The 15,438-nt window shown below is 37.3% G+C and carries 10 protein-coding genes, 1 tRNA gene and 1 pseudogene; 9 read left to right on the plus strand and 3 right to left on the minus strand.

Annotation, left to right across the window (positions count from 1 at the left end; translation table 11 throughout):
* Positions 1-116 precede the first annotated feature (116 nt).
* The 8 genes and pseudogenes from C8C87_RS07410 (at position 117) to C8C87_RS07445 (ending at position 6,819) form a co-directional block, all read left to right on the plus strand.
* Positions 117-557, plus strand: a complete 441-nt coding sequence (locus tag C8C87_RS07410) for a KTSC domain-containing protein (RefSeq protein WP_099715348.1) — start codon at positions 117-119, stop codon at positions 555-557.
* A 305-nt stretch (positions 558-862) separates the two neighbouring features.
* Complete coding sequence (locus tag C8C87_RS07415) at positions 863-1,630, plus strand: DUF4369 domain-containing protein (RefSeq protein WP_099715347.1); 768 nt, start codon at positions 863-865, stop codon at positions 1,628-1,630.
* An 18-nt stretch (positions 1,631-1,648) separates the two neighbouring features.
* A pseudogene (locus tag C8C87_RS15975) lies at positions 1,649-2,035 on the plus strand (TlpA family protein disulfide reductase); the annotation flags it as partial.
* Positions 2,036-2,210: 175 nt separating this feature from the next.
* Positions 2,211-2,291 (plus strand) — tRNA-Tyr (locus C8C87_RS07425).
* Between the two features lie 273 nt (positions 2,292-2,564).
* Positions 2,565-3,803: a site-specific integrase gene (locus C8C87_RS07430; protein WP_121342136.1), complete on the plus strand. Its 1,239-nt coding sequence runs from the start codon at positions 2,565-2,567 to the stop codon at positions 3,801-3,803.
* A 181-nt stretch (positions 3,804-3,984) separates the two neighbouring features.
* A complete protein-coding gene (locus C8C87_RS07435; RefSeq protein ID WP_121342137.1) occupies positions 3,985-4,890 on the plus strand; it encodes an AraC family transcriptional regulator in 906 nt (301 codons plus the stop codon).
* Between the two features lie 106 nt (positions 4,891-4,996).
* A complete protein-coding gene (locus tag C8C87_RS07440; protein ID WP_121342138.1) occupies positions 4,997-6,469 on the plus strand; it encodes a MauE/DoxX family redox-associated membrane protein in 1,473 nt (490 codons plus the stop codon).
* An 86-nt stretch (positions 6,470-6,555) separates the two neighbouring features.
* A complete protein-coding gene (locus C8C87_RS07445) occupies positions 6,556-6,819 on the plus strand; it encodes a DUF6520 family protein (RefSeq protein ID WP_121342139.1) in 264 nt (87 codons plus the stop codon).
* 57 nt (positions 6,820-6,876) lie between these two features.
* Here the strand turns inward: C8C87_RS07445 and C8C87_RS07450 are convergent, their stop codons facing one another.
* The 3 genes from C8C87_RS07450 to C8C87_RS07460 are packed head-to-tail and all read right to left on the minus strand — an operon-like array spanning position 6,877 to position 13,990.
* Positions 6,877-9,492, minus strand: a complete 2,616-nt coding sequence (locus C8C87_RS07450) for a prolyl oligopeptidase family serine peptidase (RefSeq protein WP_121342140.1) — start codon at positions 9,490-9,492, stop codon at positions 6,877-6,879.
* A 1-nt stretch (position 9,493) separates the two neighbouring features.
* The gene (locus C8C87_RS07455; protein ID WP_121342141.1) at positions 9,494-10,906 is read right to left on the minus strand and encodes a RagB/SusD family nutrient uptake outer membrane protein; all 1,413 of its coding nucleotides are present in this window, start codon (positions 10,904-10,906) and stop codon (positions 9,494-9,496) included.
* Positions 10,907-10,924: 18 nt separating this feature from the next.
* Complete coding sequence (locus C8C87_RS07460; protein ID WP_121342142.1) at positions 10,925-13,990, minus strand: SusC/RagA family TonB-linked outer membrane protein; 3,066 nt, start codon at positions 13,988-13,990, stop codon at positions 10,925-10,927.
* Between the two features lie 494 nt (positions 13,991-14,484).
* On the opposite strand from C8C87_RS07460, the gene C8C87_RS07465 reads away from it, so the two are divergent.
* Positions 14,485-14,763, plus strand: coding sequence for a helix-turn-helix domain-containing protein (locus C8C87_RS07465; RefSeq protein ID WP_233550014.1), 279 nt, complete (start codon positions 14,485-14,487; stop codon positions 14,761-14,763).
* The last annotated feature ends 675 nt before the right edge of the window (positions 14,764-15,438 follow it).

Genomic DNA, 15,438 nt, shown 5'->3' on the forward strand with positions numbered 1-15,438 from the left:
TATTTTTTTGTCACAAACTAAAAATTTAAAAAAAAGTGTACCTTTGCAAAAAATTTGTCGATTTTGAAATCAAATTACATTGATTTAATAGTAAAAGACAAGTAGTTACCTTATTTATGAAAAAAATAGTTGAATACCGCAAACTGCTAAATGTAGATAAAACTGCAGAGCTGAAAGATTTGAAAACGATTTATCGCAACGCTATGAAAGAAGCGCATCCTGACAAATTTCAGGGCGATGAAGATGGATTGAAAGCTGCAGAAGAAAACAGTAAAAAAATCATTGAAGCATACCATTTCTTGGTAAGCATCAATCCTGAAACGATTAAACAAAATTTACCAGAATATACGGAGACGATCTCAACTTCTACCATTACAGATTATAAATTTGTTGAAGGTAGATTGATTATCAACTTTTCAAATGGTAGTGTTTACGAATACATTAGTGTGCCTAAAGCGACGTATGTAAAAATGGTAAATGCTGATTCTCCTGGAAGATTTGCAAAAAGACATATCCTAAATTCTTTTACTTGGAGAAAAACAATCAACCAAGACTAGTTTTTTACAAAATCAAAAAAACAACTAAGCATCCTTCATCAGGATGCTTTTTTTATTTCACAACTCTGAGTTATTTTAATTTAACTTACTCACAAACAAATAGTTAAAATAACAAAATATACGTTTTGAATCAAAATTTAAAATTAAAGGAATCATCATTTACTTTACAAAACATCTACAAATAAAATACACGATACCTTCTAATTAAGAATGAAAAATTATAACAAAAATTTAGGTTGCAAAATAATTTGTATTTTATATTTTTTAAATACTTTTGCAACCTTAACTTAATTAACTAATTAATAATGAAAAAAATAATTTTATTACTTTCGGCTGCTGTTGTTTTAATTTCTTGTAGCAAAGTTGGCAAAGATGAATACATCATTTCGGGGACTGCAACAGGAATTGAAAATGGTAAAACAATTATCTTGGAAACACAAGATGCGAGTGGAATGATGTTACCAAAAGATACTGTAAAGGTTGAAAATGGTAAATTCGAAATGAAAGGAACCATAACAGAACCTGCTTTCTACACGATTCAATTAGAAGGAGCACAAGTAAAAATACCTTTCATATTAGAAAATGCAGAAGTAACTATCGCCATTAACAAAGACAGTATCCAAAAATCTAAAGTTTCAGGAACTTATAACAATGACGAATACGTAGCATTCAATGAAGAAATCACTAAAGTTCAAAAGAAACTTATGGATTTCCAAAATAAGAACATGAAAGCTATGGAAACTGCTCAACAAACTAAAGATACAGTTGTTATCAATAAGTTGATGCAAGAATTTTCTAAAATTCAAGAAGAAGTTGGTGTAGCTTCAAAAGCTAAATATGTAACTTATGCTGAAACACATCCTAAAGCATTCATTTCTGCTTTGATTATCCAAGGTATGTTAAATGATCCAACTGCTGATGTTGCAAAATCTGAAAAATTATACAACAGCTTAGAAGAGTCATTGAAAAAAACAAAACCAGGTATTGCTATTAAAGCTAAGCTTGCTGAATTGAAAACGCCAGCTGTAGGAGCTGCTCCAGTTGCACCAGCACCAGCTGCTGAAGCTAAATGAAGAACAGATTTTTCTGGTCCTAATCCTCAAGGGAAAACAATTTCTCTGAAAGAAAATTTAGGAAAGGTTACAATCGTTGATTTTTGGGCTTCATGGTGTGGACCTTGTAGACAAGAAAATCCAAATGTTGTAGCAATTTACAAAGAGTTACACAGCAAAGGTCTTAACATAATTGGCGTATCTTTAGATAAGGATGCCAAAGCTTGGAAAGATGCTATTGCAAAAGATAAGCTAACTTGGAATCATGTTTCAAATTTAAAATTTTGGGACGAACCAATAGCTGCTCAATATAAAGTAGAATCAATACCGGCTACTTTTATTCTGGATGCGTCCGGAAATGTAGTCGCAAAAGATTTAAGAGGTGATGCGCTTAGAGCAAAAGTTATTGAACTTCTAGCAAAATAATTGCATTTATACCTATAAAATAAAAAATCTCCCTAGTGGAGATTTTTTTATTTTATTCAATACCAATGCATTAAAAATAATAGTAAAATTAAGTGTAAAATTAGTTTGCAGAAACCAAAACTGTTTCTATATTTGCAACCGCTTACAATAAATAAGTGTTGTACTCAAAGGCTTCGGGGAGATACTCAAGCGGCCAACGAGGGCAGACTGTAAATCTGCTGTGTAAACTTCGCAGGTTCGAATCCTGCTCTCCCCACGATTGAGAATTCATTCAATCTCAAAACCCAGTAAATCTTATGATTTACTGGGTTTTTGTTTTTCTGACAACTTCAAAATATTCATTCAATCTTAAATCTTAAGGGGCAAAATCGAGACCCTAGAAAAAATTCAATTCTAGGGTCTCGCTTAATCTTCTTAAGGCTTGCAAACACTGTACTTCCAGCCTGTTCATTATGCAGTTCAAAAGATGTACATCTTGTTTGTTATTACTCAGTAATATAAATTGAATAATAATTAAAAGGTCACCACTATGAAAACAAAAATCACTTTACATTTTTATGCAAAAAGTACAAAAATGAATGTTAACGGCAATTTGCCTATTTATGTTCGGTTAACCATTAATGGCGAACGAACTGAATTTAGTTCTAAAAAATTCATAGACAAAGCGAAATGGTCACCGGAGCTAGCGAAAATGAAAGGGAACACAGAAGAAGCCCGTTCAATAAATAGTTATCTCGATATGATGAGGTCAAAGGTTTTAAGTGCCGAAATGGACTTAATTCATAAGGACGAAGATGTATCTCTCCAAAACGTACAATCGATAATTAAAGGATTGTATAAAAACCATAGAACACTTATTCCCATATTTCAGGATCATAATGACAAAATGAAAGAATTGGTGGGAAAAAAGTATGCATATGGAACTCTGCAGCGCTTTGAGGTTACTTTAAATCATATTCAAAATTTCCTGTTGTGGAAATATAATGCTTCCGATATTTTAATTAATAAGGTTGATCATGCAATGATAACCGACCTTGAATTTTATCTTAGAAGTATTAAAAACTGCGCCAACAATACAGCAGTAAAATACATCCGGAATTTTCGAAAAATCATTAAGATATGCCTGAACAATGATTGGCTGGAGAAAAATCCTTTTAGCAAATATGAAGGCAAAGTTTATGAAATCGACAAAGAGTTTTTAACAGAAGAAGAAATACAAAAGATTTATGCAAAAAAATTTATGAATACACGCTTGGAACAAGTTAGGGATATCTTTATTTTCTGCTGTTTTACCGGTTTAGCATACATCGATGTGCAGCAGTTAAGAAGTGACCATTTAGGAATAGGCATTGACGGAAATAAATGGATTTTTAAAAACCGACAAAAGACAGATACAAGATCTAAAATACCTTTACTCCCAATTGCAGAAGATTTGATTCATAAATATTCTAACCATCCTAAATGTATTAATGAGGACCGTATTTTGCCTGTACTAAGCAACCAGAAGATGAACAGCTATTTAAAAGAAATAGGAGACGTATGCGGCATCCAAAAAGAAATAACCTTTCACATGGCAAGACATTCCTTCGCAACCTCTATAACCCTAACAAATGGCGTTCCTATTGAAAGTGTGAGCAAAATGTTGGGGCATAAAAATCTACGCACGACGCAACACTACGCTAAAGTTCTCGATAGAAAAGTAAGTGACGACATGAACTTACTGCGTGAGAAATTTAGTTTACCAGTAATTAAACAAGATATAATTTAAGCAACCAAAACTTAAAAAGCATTGCAAGTAAATTGTAATGCTTTTTTTTTGAAATTCAGGTCCAAATGAGGTGTGTAATTCCCGAATTGCACACTATACTTCTTGATTCAGAGAATTGTATTGTATAGTTTTGTCACCACTTCCCCACTCCATTCCGACAAATCTCCACTAATACATCATCATGGAAAATCAAAGAACACAGCAGCGCATAAAGATGATTTACCAAATGCTTTTTGAAATGGCAACCGGTAATCTCACTTTTAGAATTATCAAAACAGATCAAAATGACGAACTCGAGAAACTGTCTGAAATACTTAACAATCTTGCAGGACAATTGCATGATATTATACTCCAATCAGGTCACGTTAACCCGCATTACAGTTATCAAAACTTGGTGCAAACAACATTTATCTTAGACGATAACTTTATTATCAACAATTTTAATACGCACGTACCAGAAGCACTATACTACGAATCTGAAGAATTATTTCAGGTTGACTTTGGAAAATTTATTGCGCCACAGTCCTTCAGTATTTGGAATCAAAAAAAGATGGAAGCTTCACTAGATGATAATTACCATAGCACTTTTCAGCTTATTTATATAACGGGTAATAATAAATTACTTCCAACTTTTTGCACCATATCACGACTGCGCTACAGTGACAAAATAATCGTAAACTCTGTTACTACCATCTTGCAAGAACTGCTGTCAGATACAAAATATGTGATAAAAACAGCGACAGAAAAACAATCCGAAGCAGTGATCATACAAAATCTTTATGATTACATATTAAATCATTTGGAGCAACCACTCCCAACCCTGAAAGAATTAGCTGTTCAGTTTGATAGTAATGAATACAGATTGAAATTTGGATTTCGCGAATTTTTCAAAACAAGTATCTATAATTTTTATCATGAAGAAAGACTAAAAAGAGCACATTTGCTGATTCAGCAAACAAAGATTCCTCTCAAGGAAATTGCCATAATGAATGGTTTTAACACCTACCTCAACTTTTATAAAGCTTTTAAAAAAAGATTTGAATATACTCCAAGTGAAGTAGATCGTGGTCCGAGTGCTGATGTTTAATTTTTAAATAGCTTAACATCAGTTTTGGATAACGAAAGTTCTGATTTGCATATCATTACAAATTTAAATGGTAGAATTTTACAAAACCAAATAAAAGCATAGTGATATGAAATATACGGAGAACATAAAAAATGGTATTGTAATTTTTGTAAGCTATAGCTATGCTTTTTTATTTATATATGCTGCAATTAGTAAAATCATCGATTTTGAAAATTTCCGAATTCAACTCGGCCAATCCCCTTTATTAAGTTCTTTTGCAGCTCTAATTGTCTGGACAATACCCGCAATTGAATTATTAATTTCAGTTTTCTTATTTTTTAAAAACCATAGATTAAAAGCGTTGTTGACTGCATACAGTCTCATGATAATGTTCACCACTTACATCTACATTATACTCAACTACTCCTCTTACATCCCCTGTTCATGTGGTGGAATCCTTGAAAAAATGGGATGGACCGAACACCTCATCTTCAATTTATTTTTTATAATAATGGCAGGGATATCCATAATATTAATTTCAAAAACAAAAGTGATGTATGCTACAATAGCTGCGACAACAATTTTAAGCATGTGTAGTATAGGACTACTTTATGTTATTTCAGATGATATTTCTCGGCACCATAATAGTTTTATACGGCAGTTTTTTCAGTCCGCTTCTTTAAACAATCAAACACAACTTACTTATAATTCTTATTATATAGCAGGAGAGGATAATGGCACTATATATTTAGGCAACACAACTAATCCTTTAAAAATAATTAGTATGGACAGTACTCTTAAAATCAATACAATAAAACGAATTACTTTAACAGATACCTCACTGCCTTTTCGCTCTGTAAGCGTAAAAATTAATCCACCATATTTTTATGTTATAGATGGAACGATTCCATGTATTTTTCGGGGAAATATTGCAGATTGGAAAGCTTCGCTCCTTTTGAAAAGCAACACTTATTTTTCACATCCGCAAATCGTTGATTCTACTACAATCGCATTCAGATCAGAAACCGAAACCGGGAAAAGTACAGTTGGTATCCTTAATTTCCAGAATAATGTGGTCAATTACGGGTACAACATAATGCAGCAACAAATAGACGGCAATTTTGACAGCGATGGATCACTACATTATGACAAAAAAACAAAACAATTCATATTCCTATACCGCTATCGGAACCAATATACAGTTGCCAATCACATGATGAAAGTCAAGTACCGCGGAAATACCATTGATACTATCTCAAAGGCACAAATTTCAATAGCAGAAGTGAAAAGCCGGGGCGAGAAAAAAATGTCTAAACCACCGCTGATAGTCAATAAAGGAAGTGCTGTGGATAATGGCCTTCTCTTTGTAAATGCAGGACTTATTGGGCGGTACGAACCCGAATCGATGTGGAATGATGCCAGTATTATTGATGTGTATAATCTAAAGAAGCGATCATACATTTCTAGTTTTTACATTTATGATGTGGATGGCTCCAAGCTCAGAAGTTTTATAGTACGAGGTAACAAATTGTATGGTATGATCGGGAGCAATATTGTCAGTTACAAGATTAGTGATAAAATTATTTCTCAAGCGAAATAGCAAACTTAAATAGTGCGTGCCGGACGCCAGGGGAAGACCGAAAACCTGTAAAAAAGAGTAGGTCGCTAATTTTAATTTTATTTATTATGAAAACAAATTTTTTAAAATTAATTATGCCTGTAGCAGTTGTATTGCTTGCCACCGGCTCTGCTTTGTCAACAAGTGCCATGAATAAAAAAGCTGATACCGCGCCGGTACAAGGCTATGTTCATGTGTTGACGGAAGATGATTGTGATGAATCCATCATGTGTTCTGACATCGAAGGTGATCTTTGTACTACAGGATCAGAACAGGTTTTTGGTAAAAATCCTGCAAACAAATGTACAGTTCGTTTGTTTAAAAACCAGTAATCGGTTTCTTTAAACAAATGCAATGCAGTCCATGATGGACTGCATTGTTTTTTATTTTCATCTGGGTGTAAAATCAGTTTCCATCCAGTAAACCGTAGGTGCGTTACTTAAGTAATAATCGAACCATTCTCTTATTTTAGTACTCAAATCCTTCCTGTTGGCGGTGTTCATTAGTACATGCCCTTCTTTGGGATAGAGGAGCATGATATGCTTTTTTCCCAATCTCCTTAACGCATTATAAAATGCAATAGACTGAAATGCATTTACCTGATTGTCTGCTTCACCTGACCAAGACAACAAAGGGGTAGTTATATCCTTGGCATGCAGCACAGGTGAGTTTTCCATATAAACGTTGGTGATTTCATAAAGCGAACCGCCCATTTGGTAGGGAAAACTTTCCATACGCCACATATTAGACATACTATTATTAGTATTATAATACAGGTAACTGCTCACCATATCACTTATCCCCGCTCCCGAAACGGCTGCGGTAAATAAATTAGTTTGTGTGATGATATAGTTCGTCTCATACCCCCCGAAAGAATGACCTATCAATCCCAGACGGTTGGCGTCTATCGCTTTTTCCTTAAGGGCAGCTTTCACTGCTGAACTGACGCATGCAACTGCCGACATCCCCACTTTTCCTTTTTCATAAACAATATCAGCTAACAAAACGAAATAACCACGCGCAGTATAATCTGTGATATTAAAGCCTCTGTTATTGGCTGTGGAAGGATTATGATACTGGTGGTATTTGTGCGATTGCTTCTGGTAAATATGCACAATCATTGGATATTTCTTTGTAGCGTCGTATCTGGCAGGATAATACAGTATTCCCTGTAAATGTTGTCCATCGGGCGCATCATAAAATATCAATTTTTCGCTTCCCCATTCAAAATGTTTTTGCTGAAGATTACTTTCAAACAAGGGAACCGATTTTGTACGACCCACTTTCTTATAATGTAAAGAGGGAGAGCAATCGTAGCTTTCAGTAGTATAGGCGTATCCATTCGCAGCTACAGCCTTTACCAATTGCCCCACCAGAAAAGCACCATCGTCCAGAAGCCGAATCCCTTTATCTTGATTGTATTCATAAAATGCCGTCGCACCGCTCACCAAATGACGCGAGCTGATAACCCATCCGGTGTTACTATCAAATCTTCCTGCCGTATATCCATTTTGATACAATTTTACGGACTGTTCATCTGTAGTTTCCACCACACGAAACACAGTTCCGCTTTCCCTGCCTTTAGTGAGCCGAAGTGCGTTTCCGTCTGGATCAAGTTTCCAAATATCGTATTGGTCGTAAACAAGCATACTAGCATCCTTGTCTTCCCATCCGGGATGTCCAAAGGGTTCTCCTGTAGCACTGTCATAAAATGAAACTCCAAGACTGCCTGTTACATTTCGATGTTTCTTTGTAAACAGATTGTATGTCCACCAATTGCCATCCCTGAAATAACCAATGTATTTTCCAGCAGGAGATGACAAAAGCTGACCATTGGCTCCCAATTGTCCCTTCAGCAACAATTCTTTTGTATTACTCTCCAAGTCCGTGATATAAAAATCACTAACAGCATTCTGCCGAAATTGAGGCTCTTCTTCCAATGGGTTGTTAGTGACGGCGAACCGTCCATTTCCCGCCAACAGCAATTTTGATTGTTCTTTGTTAGTGATCTGGAGAAACCTTCCCTTCTCCGGGAACCAGACCGCTACCCTATCCACATGATCATTACCGCCTGTCATTTCCCTTGAAGGATATAGCATCTTATCTGCGGAATTCCATACCTGTACTGAAGGAGGACTTGTCTGAATATCCTTCATTTGTAGGTTAAAGAAGATACATTTTCCCTCAGATGCAATCCGTAACGAACGCAACAATTTGCTATTGACCTGCATTGATCTCGGAAAGGCTGCTGTCTTTTCCGGTTCAAGACTAAAAAGTTCACGGCTACCGATACTGTAAAATTGGATCTGAGGATCTCTTCCCTCTGCATTAGACATCCATGCGGTCGATAATGATTTTTCGTGCCAAACAAGAGCAGAAAAAACAGACGAAGCACTTTGAGTAATTAGGGTACTGATCGGTTTATTTTCTAAATTCAGAAGAACTACAGAATTGGTATTTTCATCTTTCGTTGTACAAAGCAAGCTATTTCCAGACGGAGAAAGTTCCCATTGGTTAACACTGACAATAGTTTTAACCCATTCACCTGTGGGTTTGCGTATTTCTAAATACTTATGTTTTCTTTCATCATAACGTTCCAGAAGCAAGTACTTTTGGTTACCCGAAAACGTATAAGCAGAAACTCCTTCAAAAGATTGCATCTTGCCATTTTGGAGATAAATCAACTTAAAGTTTTTTTCTATATCAAGGCACGCAAACACTTGTTTTCCATTAAACTGCCCCTGTTTTGATTTAGGAAATACGAAACGCTTTCGCGTGCTGGTATTGGCTACAAAAAGTGTATCAGAACCGTTTTCATAACGCATGTAAAAACTGACCCAATCCCCTTTATCCGAAAGGGTATTCACTGACAGTGTACCCCAAAGTGGATAATCTTCTGCACGCAGTATTTGCTTTTGTTTACCCTGCCCCGTTACGAGGCAGCTAACGAAACAACAAAAATAAACCGTTAGGCGGCAGAAATCCAAAATAACACCCCGCCACATATCAGTAACCGGGATTTTGAGGCAAAAGATTGGGGTTAACCAATAATTCGGTTTCAGGTAATGGCAACAGACTGTCTGTAACCTCCCATCCGGGTTTTACCACTGATAATACCGCATTAACAGTCCCGTAGCGTTTAAGATCAAAGAAGCGGTGGCCATATTCAGTAAACAGTTCCACCCTGCGTTCGCGTAACACAGCATCGATAATCGCTATATCAGTTACCGCTGTGGTATTAACAAGTCCTGCTGCAGTACGAATTACGTTTAGGTCTTCTTTTGCTCCAATCAACTCTCCTTGTCTTGCTCGGGCTTCTGCACGTATCAAATACTGTTCACTAAGGCGTAAAACAACGGAATACTCAACCGAAGTACCCGAATTACCCTTAGTTTTATACTTGTCAGCATGATACCAAGTACTACTTGCTTTTGTAACCGCCTTTGTCCAAGTGCTTTTTCGCAAATCTCCCGCTTCAAATGCTGACATCAGCGAAGGCGACAGTGCAACCAATGGCGGTGGTCCCGCAGTAAAAATAAATGTCGTGGCTTCGTCAGTATTCTGTCCGGCCACACCCGGCATAAATTGCCAGATAGTTGTCGTGGACTGCTTTTTAAAGGTTGCAGCGAGATTGGGTACCGGTCGATACAAATCAGTATGGTTTAATACTGCCGAGGCCTCGTTGGCTGCTTCCGCCCAATTACCATTATACAAATATACCCTAGCTAATAGTGCCCTTGCGGCAAAACGATTCGGGCGAACACGATCAACGCTGATATAAGCTTCTGGAAGCAATGTGGAAGCTTCTTCAAGGTCGGCAATAAGTTTTGGATATAAATCCATAACGGACATCTTTGTGGCCTTACTGTTTATCCTGTAATCGGTACTGGTGATATAAGGTGTAGCTCCATAAAGCTGTACTAAATATAAATGCACCAATGACCTCGCAAACAATGCTTCACCGCGAAGCTGATCTCTATCAGTTTGTAAGAGAGCAGTAGATTTCTGTATACCCTCCAGTACCGCATTGCTACCATAAATTTGGCTGTAACTAGTATTCCATAACGTTGAAACATCTCCAAAAGAAGGAAGCAATGCATTAGCATAAAAAAAAGAAATCCCTTTGGTATCATCACCAAAATAATCCAGCTCGTCTGAATAAGCACCAATCGCAACAGACACTCCCGAAGAAGTCCCGCTGAAGATACCCGTTTTGCGCATCTTGGCATATACTTCTACCATGGCAGCGTTAGCACTCATTTTGTCCTCAAAAACGGCGGAGGCTGTCAATTGTGTAGGAGGTAAATCCACCGTTACATAATCATCACAACTGCTAAAAGTTAAAAATGTTAGAGCACAAACAAAACTTCTGGAGACAGCCTTTTGAGAGCCTGCCTCTATATAATTCCATAAATTCATAATAGTAGTCATTAAAGGTTAAAAAGTAAGTTGTACACCCGCACTAAGCATGCGCAACGGTGGAAGAAATCCTGTCGTTTTAAACTCAGGATCTGTTCCTTCATAAGGCGTAAAAGTCAATAGGTTTTGACCTTCTACATACAAACGACATTGCAGTTGTCCGATCCAGTTTTGTGGCAGATCGTATGACAGTGATACATTTTTCAACCTGATGTAGGACGCATCGGTAACCACGCCGTCACTCGCTTGGAAATTGTTGAAGGCTTTACCAGCATCAGAATTGGAATTGGTAGTGTACATCTGATAGGGTGTTATATCCCCAGCCTTCTGCCAGCGGTCTGTAACCGATACCGGTTGGTTTGATAATAATCCCGGACGTGCAAAAATATAATCGGTACTGTAATTTTGCTGTTTTACAAACTGAAAAAGGAAATCCAGCCTTAAACGCTGATAGCGCAACTGATTTTGCAACCCTCCGTAAAATGATGGATTGAAGTCGACTATGGTTTTCTTATCTTTCTCAGCCGTCAATACTCCGTCACCGTTTACATCTTCAAAAGTATAAGCTCCTGTCTCTGGATTGATACCCGTGTAGTGATACAACAATTTTATGTTTATTGGCTCTCCTATTACGAACTGATTTCTATAAGTAGAAGCTGCAAGGTTTGGGAACGATACCAACTTATTTTTCATAAAGGAAATATTGAAATCGGTAGTCCAGGAGAAATCCTTCTTTTGTAAATTAACAGTGCGCAAACTCAGTTCTGTACCGGAGTTGACAACAGTTGCATCAAGATTGGCTTGTATAGAAGTAAACCCCGTGGTACCCGGCAGTGGGACTCCTACCAACTGGTTCGATGAGCGATTATCATACCATGCCCAAGTGAGGAAAATACGATCTTTGAGAAAACCTGTTTCTAGTGCAATTTCCAGTTTTCTATTGGTTTCCCAGCCAAAATCAGGATTATATAACCGTGTGGGTTGAATACCCGTGATACCTTGATACCCATTTGAAGTGGTGCTGTAAGTATCCAAAAACTGGTAGTCTCCAATTTGGTCACTGCCCGTTGTTCCATAACTGACTCTTAGTTTTCCAAAACTTAAGATACTGTTATTTGTAAAGAAGGCTTCCCGAGAAAACAGCCATGCAGCGCCCACAGCTCCAAAAGTAGCAAACTGTTTTCCGGGACCAAATCGGCTTGAACCATCACGACGCCCGGTTAAGTTCACAATATAGCGGTCTTTATAAGTATAGTTTGCCCTTGCAAAGAAGGCCTGATATTTGTATTGCGATGCATCATCCGCCGCGACATAAACGGCACTTGCAGCTGCAAGTGTATTCAACAGACTGTTGCTTGTAAAACCATCTGCAAATAATAGCAACTGATTACCTTCTTGCTGTTGGAACGTTCCTCCAACCAAGACGGCAATCTTTGAATCATTCCATTGCCTGTTGAAATCCAATTGAGGCTCTATACTGTAGGACTGACGGTTATTGGTATTGCGATACAGTGAAGAGTAACTGCTGCCATATCCCAGTGAGGGGTTATTTAGGGTCGAAGGATTGGTTCTTCGCTCATTGTGACGCAAATCAGTAAAGCCAAAAGCGGTGCGAAACTCCAATCCTTCCACAATACGGTAGGACAACTGTGAATTAGCAATCAAACTTTGTGATTTCGCTAGATAAGAAGCGTACAATAATCGCAGTGGGTTATTCCAACTCCCATTTTCCCAATTCAATTTTCCTTCTGCGTCATACAAGGCTGGCGCATTGGGTGCAAGAATGCGGGAATCACGTGTCAAATCTGTTGCTGGTAGATCATTACCCTGCATAGTATATCCTACTGAAAAATTAGCACGAAAACGTTCGTCTTCTGAGGCATGGCTAAAGCTTCCTCGTACACTTGTTCTGTTGAAATTAAAATCTCCCGGGAAAACCGTAGTTTCTTTATGGTAGTTGGCTCCGAGATAAAACTGGTTGCGCTGGCTTCCTCCTGTTACACTAGTCTGTACATCGGTCAACTCAGATGTGCCACCAGTGAGTTCCCGCTGCCAATCGGTATAACGGGTTGGACTCCAAGTTCCATTCACATCGTAAGCACTTGTAGGGAATGTTGTGATACCGTCATTGGCAAAAGCCTCCTTTCGCATTTCCAAATATTGTTGTGTATGCATCAAATCCATAAAACGGGTAACAGTTCCAGTTCCACGGGACACATTGGCGGTATATTGTGTTTTTCCCTGCTTTCCTTTTTTAGTGGTAATAAGCACAACACCATTGGCACCACGAGAGCCATAAATGGCTGTAGCATCGGCATCTTTTAGAATTTCAATACTCTCTATCTCGGTTGGACTGATAATGCTGAGTGGACTTGCTGATCGCGGCAGTACACCAGTAGTATTGCTGTTACCAATGACTTCCGAAGCAAACGGAACACCATCTACAATGTATAATGGTTCGTTTCCCCCAGCACGCAGACTATTCTGTCCTCGTATCTGGATATCAAAACCGCCTCCCGCAACGCCTGTTGTCTGGGTTACGTTTACTCCTGCCATCCTGCCCTGCATAGTAGCAAGTACATTGGTTACAGGTTGTTTTTCTATGTCCTTTGCTGTGATTTTCGCAATACTTCCGGTGCGCTCGCTTTCTTTAACGGAATAATAACCCGCATTAATTTTCACTTCCTGCAGTTGGGTAGCATCCTCTTGTAGGTGTACGCTGACTACTGTGCGTCCCGCTATAGGAATATTTAATGTGGTATACCCTACGAAAGAAAATACAAGAATATCAGTGGCCGTGGCCGTTATACTATATTTACCTTGATAATCCGTGATGGTGGCTGTTGATTTTCCCTGAACCGATACAGTAACACCAGGCAGTACACCCTGACTGTCACGTACAGTTCCGATAATTACAATAGATTGTGTCATCCCGAGCGCAGTCGAGGGAATTACTTTATGACTTTCGATTTTTGACTTTACGACACATATCGAACCGTAAGAAAATAGTGGTGTAAAAATAAGGTAGACCCATAGAAAAATAGGAATCCACCATTTACCCTTGTAAAATGAAAATTTATTCATAATATTGGTTTGGTTAATTAAGACGTTAGTTTTTGTTTAGCTATTGGTCCTCTATGCAGTTGTCGAGACGGTTAGAGGACCTTTTTTTGTTTTGTTTTTAATAGCCTGCGCTGAAATACTAATTCAAAATAAAGAAACAGCGCAAACATTAAGTAAGTAGTATTTTGTATTTATTTCATAGGCATGCGGGTTTTAGCGGTTAAAACTGCTGCGAGACTATGAAAAAGGATGAAGAAGTGCTAAGAATCTAAGGAAAGTATTGTGCCTATTGAAAATAAAAAGGCATGGAACTCAGCATAAACGTCTCTGGTACTTGGCATACCTACCACGAATAAGTGAGCCCACGCCTATAGACGTGAGCATCTTACTTATCATCTCGTGGTTTTAAACTGCCAAGTTTCGAGCCGAGATTCAAAGCGAATGCTTCAAATGTTTTATATGAAGAATCGCAAATATATGTATTCAAAAGCAAATATAGTAAAAACATATTGAATATGGACTATAGTCCATTGATAAAGATTAGAATTATATGGCTCTTTGTAAATATGATAAGTGAAATAGATAAATATATAATTCAGCGCGTTAGAGAGATTAGGGAGTCACAAGGGTTAACCCAAATGGATCTATCTCTTAGACTTGGCAAAGGTGTTGGTTTTATTGGCGACATTGAAGCCCCTTCTAAAAAAGCAAAATATAATGTCAAACATTTAAATGACATTGCCAAAATATTTGGTTGTTCTCCCAAAGAATTTTGGCCAAATAAACCACTATAATATGAAGATGCCGAGAAGCATCTTTTTTATTTTTAGAAAACTCCCGAATTGCATATTGAATTTCCGGAATTGCATAACGCATAGAAAATAAAAAGCATATTTTGAACTTAATTAAAGATTCAAAATATGAAATGGTATGAAATTATAGGACTAATTCTGGTATGGGTTTTAGGTCTTTATGTATCAGGGAAGTTTTATAAGCACTCGAAGAATAGGCATTATAATAATAGCTGGAAGAATAGGAAAAATAATCTATCTTAGTCACCACATAGGGATAATCTAGTTAAATATTCAGATTTTTACGGAATACCTGTTCCTTTCACCCCATTGAATTTATACTTATAGGGTTTTACAAATTTTCTTTAATTGTAATTAGTATGATTTGCCAATGATGGTATAATTCAAATAACTTGCTTTTCATTACGAAAATAGAGGTAATCTTATAATAATCCTAACTGATAGGAAACAAAAAAACCTATCAAATTAATGATAGGTTTATAATGTAAATGCTTTTAAATTTGTCTACTCAAATAACAGTAATTTACTTTTTTTCTGAGCTTTTGGAAGGTTTCAGCGATGGTGTATTGCCAGGTGTGCTTTTATTATCATGCTGACGTCGGTCAGGTTTACCTGTTGAATCTGCTATTCTTTTTGGTCCTGGTTTAAGTGCCATAA

The organism is Flavobacterium sp. 120 (genome assembly GCF_003633605.1).
GTDB classification, from domain to species: Bacteria; Bacteroidota; Bacteroidia; order Flavobacteriales; family Flavobacteriaceae; genus Flavobacterium; species Flavobacterium algoritolerans.

Coding starts and splice junctions, on each gene's coding strand:
- C8C87_RS07410 (WP_099715348.1), top strand. CDS start 117: ATGAAAAAAATAGTTGAATACCGCAAACTGCTAAATGTAGATAAAACT.
- C8C87_RS07415 (WP_099715347.1), top strand. CDS start 863: ATGAAAAAAATAATTTTATTACTTTCGGCTGCTGTTGTTTTAATTTCT.
- C8C87_RS07430 (WP_121342136.1), top strand. CDS start 2,565: ATGAAAACAAAAATCACTTTACATTTTTATGCAAAAAGTACAAAAATG.
- C8C87_RS07435 (WP_121342137.1), top strand. CDS start 3,985: ATGGAAAATCAAAGAACACAGCAGCGCATAAAGATGATTTACCAAATG.
- C8C87_RS07440 (WP_121342138.1), top strand. CDS start 4,997: ATGAAATATACGGAGAACATAAAAAATGGTATTGTAATTTTTGTAAGC.
- C8C87_RS07445 (WP_121342139.1), top strand. CDS start 6,556: ATGAAAACAAATTTTTTAAAATTAATTATGCCTGTAGCAGTTGTATTG.
- C8C87_RS07450 (WP_121342140.1), bottom strand. CDS start 9,492: ATGTGGCGGGGTGTTATTTTGGATTTCTGCCGCCTAACGGTTTATTTT.
- C8C87_RS07455 (WP_121342141.1), bottom strand. CDS start 10,906: ATGAATTTATGGAATTATATAGAGGCAGGCTCTCAAAAGGCTGTCTCC.
- C8C87_RS07460 (WP_121342142.1), bottom strand. CDS start 13,990: ATGAATAAATTTTCATTTTACAAGGGTAAATGGTGGATTCCTATTTTT.
- C8C87_RS07465 (WP_233550014.1), top strand. CDS start 14,485: ATGGACTATAGTCCATTGATAAAGATTAGAATTATATGGCTCTTTGTA.